The sequence below is a fragment of the Arthrobacter sp. 1088 genome, assembly GCF_031455315.1.
GTDB lineage: Bacteria > Actinomycetota > Actinomycetes > Actinomycetales > Micrococcaceae > Arthrobacter.
On the sequence record NZ_JAVDSM010000029.1, the window covers coordinates 1 to 7,307 of the forward strand.

At 56.9% G+C, this 7,307-nt stretch carries 6 protein-coding genes; 2 read left to right on the top strand and 4 right to left on the bottom strand.

Going from position 1 to position 7,307, the window contains the following annotated elements; translation table 11 throughout:
- The first annotated feature begins 94 nt into the window (after window positions 1-94).
- Window positions 95-1,324, top strand: coding sequence for a hypothetical protein (locus J2Y41_RS22870; protein WP_309931981.1), 1,230 nt, complete (start codon window positions 95-97; stop codon window positions 1,322-1,324).
- An 82-nt stretch (window positions 1,325-1,406) separates the two neighbouring features.
- Here J2Y41_RS22870 and J2Y41_RS22875 read toward each other — a convergent pair whose 3' ends face one another.
- The 3 genes from J2Y41_RS22875 to J2Y41_RS22885 are packed head-to-tail and all read right to left on the bottom strand — an operon-like array spanning window position 1,407 to window position 4,806.
- Window positions 1,407-3,428 (bottom strand): AAA family ATPase, encoded by a 2,022-nt coding sequence (locus J2Y41_RS22875; RefSeq protein WP_309931983.1) that lies wholly within the window; start codon window positions 3,426-3,428, stop codon window positions 1,407-1,409.
- A complete protein-coding gene (locus J2Y41_RS22880; protein ID WP_309931985.1) occupies window positions 3,419-3,901 on the bottom strand; it encodes a hypothetical protein in 483 nt (160 codons plus the stop codon). Before J2Y41_RS22880 ends, J2Y41_RS22875 begins: the two co-directional genes overlap by 10 nt.
- Entirely contained in the window at window positions 3,898-4,806 is a 909-nt protein-coding gene (locus tag J2Y41_RS22885) for a hypothetical protein (protein WP_309931987.1), read from the bottom strand. Before J2Y41_RS22885 ends, J2Y41_RS22880 begins: the two co-directional genes overlap by 4 nt.
- A gap of 646 nt (window positions 4,807-5,452) precedes the next feature.
- On the opposite strand from J2Y41_RS22885, the gene J2Y41_RS22890 reads away from it, so the two are divergent.
- The gene (locus tag J2Y41_RS22890) at window positions 5,453-5,914 is read left to right on the top strand and encodes a DUF1508 domain-containing protein (RefSeq protein ID WP_309931989.1); all 462 of its coding nucleotides are present in this window, start codon (window positions 5,453-5,455) and stop codon (window positions 5,912-5,914) included.
- A gap of 361 nt (window positions 5,915-6,275) precedes the next feature.
- Here J2Y41_RS22890 and J2Y41_RS22895 read toward each other — a convergent pair whose 3' ends face one another.
- On the bottom strand, window positions 6,276-6,749 hold the full coding sequence (locus J2Y41_RS22895) for a hypothetical protein (protein WP_309931991.1): 474 nt from the start codon (window positions 6,747-6,749) through the stop codon (window positions 6,276-6,278).
- Window positions 6,750-7,307 lie beyond the last annotated feature (558 nt).

Sequence of the window (7,307 nt, forward strand, 5' to 3'; positions counted from 1 at the left end):
GACCACACAAGCGAAAACCCATCAACCCAGCCGACGCGACTCCGGCCCGGGCCTCGACCGATAAGAATCACACCACTAGTGCAAGGGGAACACCATGAGTGAATCAGACGGAATGGACGATGTGCTGGACGGCGGACTGCGACAGTCCTTGATGATCGCCTCCCGCATCGCCGAGACCTTGGCCCGTAAGCGGCACGAATCCCAGCGCCAACAAGAACATCTGGAGGCTCAAGCAGCGCACGAAGCTGCAGCGCGCTTGGCAGCGGAACGCAGCGCAACCCACGCAGCGCTGGTACCTGTGGAGAAAGACCAGTGGTGGGACAAGGCCCAGCCGTCCGACATTGCCACCGCCTACGTCGTCGCGGAAGGGTGGAAAGACCACGACCCCACTGCTCTGGAAGCGTCGGAGAAGATCCGCCAGCAAGTCCTGGCACGCTACGGTGTCGACACCCACGACGTCGGCGCGGACACCGCCTATCTGGAATCCATCGTCCAGGCCATGACGGACGGGAAGAATCAGCTGGAAGCTCTTGCTTCCAGCCAACAAGAAGTACAGAAAGCAGCAGCCGAACACAAAAAGGCCATGCAGCTCCTCGCGGATGCCCACTCCGAAGAACTCCGCGCCAAAGCCGCCAAGTTCGCACCGGAGATGGAACGCCATCAGGTACCCGTGGAATACCTTGCCAACCCCGCCATGGCAGAGGCGCTGCATCTGGCTCAGAACGCAAAAACCCCGAAAGCCGTGATGGCCGCCGACGCCGAAATCAAGGAACGTATGTTCCTCATCGGCAAGGACGGCATCAACGGCCCGGACATCGACCAGCTCCGCAATGAAACCGCAGCGAACACCAACGGGGCGAGCGAGGAGCACTTCAAAGACCCTGCCTTCGTGGACGCCGCCAAGAACCTGCACGAAGCGAGACTCCTAGCCGAAGGTGGATTCAAAGGCTCCGAATTCTCACCTCTGAAACAGCGGTACGAGCGGGCCGAGAAGGAACTCTTTGCCCGCATCGAAGGCGTAGGCCGCGAGATCGAGAACCGCGTCACCGGCAACGACAGCAATCGACTCAAAGACCAAGGTCTGACGTCCGAAACCGCAGCACAGGCCAGTTATGGCTCAGCCGAACATCACCAGAATTTCGCGGAGTCACTCGCCGAGACCGGCGCCAACGAAACGCAGATACGCGGCCGACTCGCGGCCGCCCGGAGCGAAGGCACACACCCCAGCGCAGCCGTAACAACCGGGAAGGCAATTAAAGCCAGGAAATCCCGTACGGGGGCAGCTGTAGGTGCCGAGCGAGGCAAGGGCGGGCTATCCCGATAGCCGGTAGCAGAGCGAACAGAGTGTCTGACTACGCGCGGGCGGCTCCGAATTTTCGGCTAACTAGTGCCTGAACGACTACCGGTTACCGTGTGAGAATCCGTTGCCCGTCGGGGATGTCGATGAGATTGTATTCTGAACCCTCCAACATGTTCAGCAGTGACTGGCGACTCTCGCTAGTGGCAAAGATAATCTGCGAACCGCGTCGGCCTTGTTCACCGGCTTCCTGGAGTAACTGGGCATAACTTTCAGAAGCTGTCTCCTGTTGCTTGGGTTCATCGAAAATGAGAAGACCCAAGTGGTTCCCTCCTGCTTCGTCGCTTACACGCAACACCGCGAAGAGGTACGACCAGATGACCCGGATCATGTCGCTGGCTGACAGGTCAAAGCCCAGTTCGTAGCCTTCGTGAGCGGGCCGGTAGGTGTCGCGGCTGATCTCAACCTCTTCTGGTTTCAACGAATGGAAGTGATACCGGTGAAGTTGATCTCGAAGATAGCCTTCGACTTTCTCGAGTTTGGACTTATCGGACTCGGTTAGGTCTGATGCCTTTAGCGCCTTGAGTGCCTCCGTCTGCTCCTTGTGGCTCCCTGAGAGGCTTCGCAAAAGTTCTCGGGGCTGATCGAGACTTCTCTGATTCTCAAGAAGCCTCTCGAGCTGTTCCTGAAGTGCGTTTCGCTGGGATATTTCAGCAAGCGACGTTGCTCGTTCGGGTCCAAGCAAGGCCTCCTTGATTCGTCGTACTCTTTGGCGAAGCCTTGCAAGTGAGTCGCGCATGCTGCGTTCTCTAACTCGCATAGCATCCAAGGTGCGCGCCACGTCGTCTCGGGCGGCTGAGAACGTCGAACATTGTTTATCGATGAACGAAATGTTTTCATCGACGGTCATCGGATGTGTTGAGATGTCCATCCCGTCGTTTACCTCTTGGTGGCACGTTGGACAAGTGTGTTCTTCCGCAAGGGACTTTGCGTGTTTGGCTCCAAGGCGGACCAAGAGGGCCGCATCCTTGTGGCGCTGCAAGTCCTCGTTGAGTGCCTCCAGCCGGATTTCCAACTGGGCGCTCTGCTCTTGCAAGCCAACTCGTTCTTCTATTAGCAGAGCCAGGGCGGTTACCAGAAGGCGGACAGAGTCTTCCGCTGCTTCGAGCTCTTCTTCGAGAGCTGCAGAGTTTGAGCCAGTTGAGGGAACGGACCCTTTGTTAGAGATAGCTTCACGGAGCCGCTCGACAGCAGCATCTAGTGGTAACCATGTCCCGTCCACGAAGGCGGTAGGCGAAGCACTATCATCATCCAAAGAATCTGCGATGCGGCGTGGCTCGCGGGAGATTGCAACTCCTGCTGCAATAGCTGTGTTCTTCAAATCCGTGAGGGCAGCCCGCCAAGAGCCTTCCAATTCGCTGATGTTAGAGGCGAGCCGCTGACGCTGAAGAATGCGCTCAAATAGATCCAGGCCGAGAACGTACTCGAACGAACGCTTGCCTACCTCGCGGATTCCGAAGTAAGTAGGAATCCTCGCTTGCACGCCAGACCAGCCGTGCTTCTGTTCAACGTAGAAGAAAGGGAAGAGGCACTCACTGTAGAGCGGCTTTTCGCTACCGTCCATGTAGGAAACGAAGGGGAGCTTCCATCCTAGGAAGTAGGTCAGGAAGTGGTGGAATCCACTTTCTCTCTGTGCAGCTCCTGCCAGCCGGACAAAGTAGTCCTCGGTCTTGAAGGAACCGCCTTGCGTGAGGGCAGGACCGTACTCAACTGTGATGACTGTGTTCTTGGTTTCTTCGTTCTTGACGTGGCGAGTGGCCGTGATGACCTTTCCTTCGGCGTTCTCAAATTCCAAGGAGACCCAGGATCTGAGAACGCGTAGCTCTTGATTGTCAACGGTCACGCTATCCGTCATTGAGTGCGGCAACGGAACCTCACGTCGAGGGCTGAGCATGCCCTCAAGTCCAAGCGCATAGATAATTGCCTGAAGTGTCGTGGACTTACCGCTAGTGTTACCGGCCCGGAGAACATTCAGACCCTGGCTGAACTGTACGGTTCGGCCTACTTCACCCTCAGCAGTCACCGCTGTTAGCTTGACCGCCCGGAGTAAGAGACGCGGTTTCAGATCCATTCGGTCAGTTCCTTAAGTGATGACTGGGTCATTTTGCGGGGCAGTTTTGATAGGAAGGCCTTTTCGGCCACTAGAACCTCGGGTTCCTTCCAGACCTCCAGCGCCAGCTCATAGCCGATCAAGGAGAGTCCTATGGCGCCAGTGGAGCTGACTTCTACGAGGTCTTCCCCAAGCGCCAGGTCAACCGTGACGCTCAGCGAAGGGTCGAAGCGCACTATCAGTTCGTCCGGTCTTTTGTCCCCGTCGAACCAGCGCAGAAACAGTTGCTGGCTATCGGGCGAACGCATGGCCCACCAGACTATGTGAAGGTGCTCAAGTGTTGCTCGGTTATTCCTGAACCGTTGGAGGAGCATACAGAGTACTGAAAGGCGCCAACTGATTCGAAGGTCTCCAGGAATCGCATCCTTGCGTTCCCTGAATATGGCCGCTGGTGCATGGGCGAAAAGCTCTTCTAGTGCTTCCACGCTGTTCATGCGGCCGGCTCCTCGAAGTCCAAGGGACAGCGAAGAATCCAGTCTGCGACCATCGACCACGCTAAGGTGGTGGCAAGTCTGGCAGAGACGGTGGGAATGTCTCTCTGGAGTTCGCCGGCGACATCTTGGGCGATTGCTTTGATGTCCATGGCACTGGTCGTGAAGCCAGGGGGATATTCAAGGGCCAGCATTCGTTCCTTGTCGGACTTCAGTTGGGAAACACTCGCCCAGCTGGTGGGAAACTTTGCTCGGAGGTCCGCCAGGCCGTTTTCTCCCAAGAGAAATTGGTGCGACAGTGAGTCCAGGTACGTCTCCAGCGCGCCACCCTTGTAGCCCAGGTTGCCAATTTTGCGTCGTGCTTCTTCAAGTAGGCCAGGATTTTTGGTCCCCCAATCGAAAAGCGTTTCTTGATCCACTGGTGTTGGATCTACGAGATGCGTAGGAATGGTCCTTAAGCTGTCTCTTTCAGAGGCATAGTGATCGTCAGTTTCAATCGTGATTGCGAAGTCAGCCCTGACGAATGGTAGTGCCCACGTTCTCACCTCGCTAGCCTTTGTCTGCGCGTGGGTGACTAGCTCCTTGGAGTCGTTGCGATGAACGAGGAAGACATAGCGATGGACAGAAACCCCCTTCAACAACTTGCTGAGGTCTCCCTTGTTCTTATTGAGTTTGCCAAGGTCCGTGGTCAGCTTGTCCCGCTGATGCTCATAAAGGTCCCGAACCCCAAGAGGTTCTTTAGCCGCGTAGCACTGAAAAGCAACGCCGTTGTGGGTGAAGGCTTCTAGCCCGAGGTCTCCGTTGTGGCGGTCGGGTACCTCAACTAGGTCGTGGTTCGAATACCTTAAGCGGAGGAGCTCGATACAGTAATCCTGCCATTCGGTACCATCCCAATCTCGAAAACCCATCCGCTTGGCATCCTTCTACTAGCGACCACCACCGGCCCCGTTAACTTATTGATGATCTTGCCACGGTATAAGTAGGTTCTAGAAAGCCGTCATCGAATTGATTATTACGTGCCGATTGCCGAACGACGCATTAGTCGATCATGTTCTAGATTGGTATGGCGTCCACACGACGTAACGGCGGTTATACGACTCCGCGTCACCTCCGGGGGAGTAGGGTGCGGGCAGCCCCCGAAAGACGATTGGGAGCGCCGAACCAGGGCTGTTCGAATCGTCCAAAGAAATTTCGGACTCCTGGTGGCCCCATCCGCCGAAATTAAAAATCCGCCGGCCTGAGGGTTTGAAGCGGCAACCGACCAGGAGCTCATTCAATCCGTCATGCCACAGCCGTCTTGCTCGTGCCGACGGGCTGCCGCCAATGCTGCGGCGCCGCCTGGTTGACGTCGGGGATCCGCCTGTGTCACGCCAGAATGGAGGGGCCGCTTTGGTGCTGACATGCCGTCAACACGACACAACGTCGACTACCCGCCAGCGAGTCCGCGCGCGCCATTAACTTCTGGGCGGAACTTGAGAGCGGGGGATCACTTCGGTTGTATGCGGGATAAGGCCTTGCGCGGGTATGCGTCCCTGCGAAAGACTCGGCGAACGCATGCTGAATTTGATGGACATTTGGATGGCGGGATACCGCGGAAAACGACGGCAATGGTGCCTCGTGTCCGGTGGCGGCAAGGATGCAGCCTCGGGGATCCATCAGACCGAAAGGATCGCAATGGCAGGAATGTTCGAACTCTTTATGGACTCGCAGTCAGCATTCAGGTTCCGGCTCACAGCACCCGACGGGACCGTTATGGCAGTTTCCAAGCCCTTCGACACCAAGACCGACGCCGTTGCCGGCATCGCCGCTGTCCGCGAGTACGCCGGCATGGGGCTGATCACCGACTGCTGCACAACATCGACAAATGCCGCAGTGCCATCAGCCTGGAGCGATACGGGTGGCAAAACTGAGGATTCTCCGCGTATGCCAAAGATCGACTTCCACGGACGTGCCAGGGCGGTCCGCCGGGCCGTTTCCGGCCCCCGCTGGGCCGGGGCAATCCACAGCCTTTCCTGAGTCCGGGGAGGGGCCTCTCTGCTCCCTCTCAGCGCCAGCTTTACGTAAGGTCAACTAGCAGACGCCGAACTCCTCACAATGGCTTGAGATGTCGGTTTAGGGCCTGAGACGTTAGCTGCGGACTGTCATGAATTTGGCTTTTGGATCTTAACCTGACGCGTACCATGATTCCCTCTGACGTCAGGTCGGGGTGTAGGTCACCGGACGGAAGTTACGGGGCCGAAATGGCTGGCGCCGCCTCGATAATGCTGTCCTCGGCAGGCGAGGATGCGAGGTGCTCGTCGTCCTCCGGACGTCGACCCGCTCCGAGACGTCGATATTGAGCTCATCTTCGGCACGAGCATAAACGGAAATGTCGGCGTTAATCGGCGTCAGAGGCATTTTCAGTGGACGGTCTTGCCCCCCTAGCTTTCTGTTTCTCTGCTCGCCGCCTTATCCTCGCAACTCTGTGTGCACGATCAACGATGCGTTGCTGCCTGTCGTAGCGTTCGATATTTGCTATCGCTTTGTCCCTTCCAACGTAGCCATAGCTCAGGAGCGCCAGGAGCGTGGCGAACACCATCATCCCGAGGGAAGCGAGTGAGACGCTGACCAGTGAAGCGTCAAATCCATCTAAAGGCTTGGCGTTGCTTACAGAGGCGAGACAAGCCCATATTGCAAGTAGGGAGGTGAGGACCGTCAGCGCCTTATAGGGGAGTGCGATGTACCACCAAACTGTGCCGATCGGGCCCGGTTCTCGCTTAGCAGGGCCCAGCCATTTTTGTTCGACCGTGACAATCAAGAGGCCTACAGGTACCACTTGGGCTATTAGGCCAGCACCCTCAACACTAATCATCAGAGCAGTCTATTTTGCCGATCATGAATGCCTTGGTTGCGACCTGTCCTGAAGCTCGGGGATTTCTGGAAGCGGGCAGCGTGCCGAACTCACAGGTGTTCGCAACTCAGTGACATCCAAATGCACACATCGGCACCAGAGGCTTCCGCGACCCAGGAGATCTTCGATCTCTTCAATCACCGGTGCGATTGAGTAATTCGGCTGTACCGTATGTACTTCTCTCTGTCACGCCGAAGACCCGCCAGGGGTGGAGCGTGGTCCCGGTCCTCACCGACGACGGCGCCTTCAGATGTGGCCGGCCAAGCTCTTGAGGGCCTTTCGTTGCTACAGACGCGACCAAAGGCGCACCAGTGAACGGAGGGCGGGTCTGGCTCCCAATGAGGCGAGTGTTGATAGGCTAAAAAGAACGATGTTTTTGTTCTGACATTCTATCAACCTTACATAACATCGGTTATCGGCGTACGAGTGGGACGAGTAGAAGTAGATGAGATAACTCGTCCAAACCTGTCATGCAGCGTTTTCCCACGTCAGCTACGGGTGTGCTGAGGGTGTCGTCGA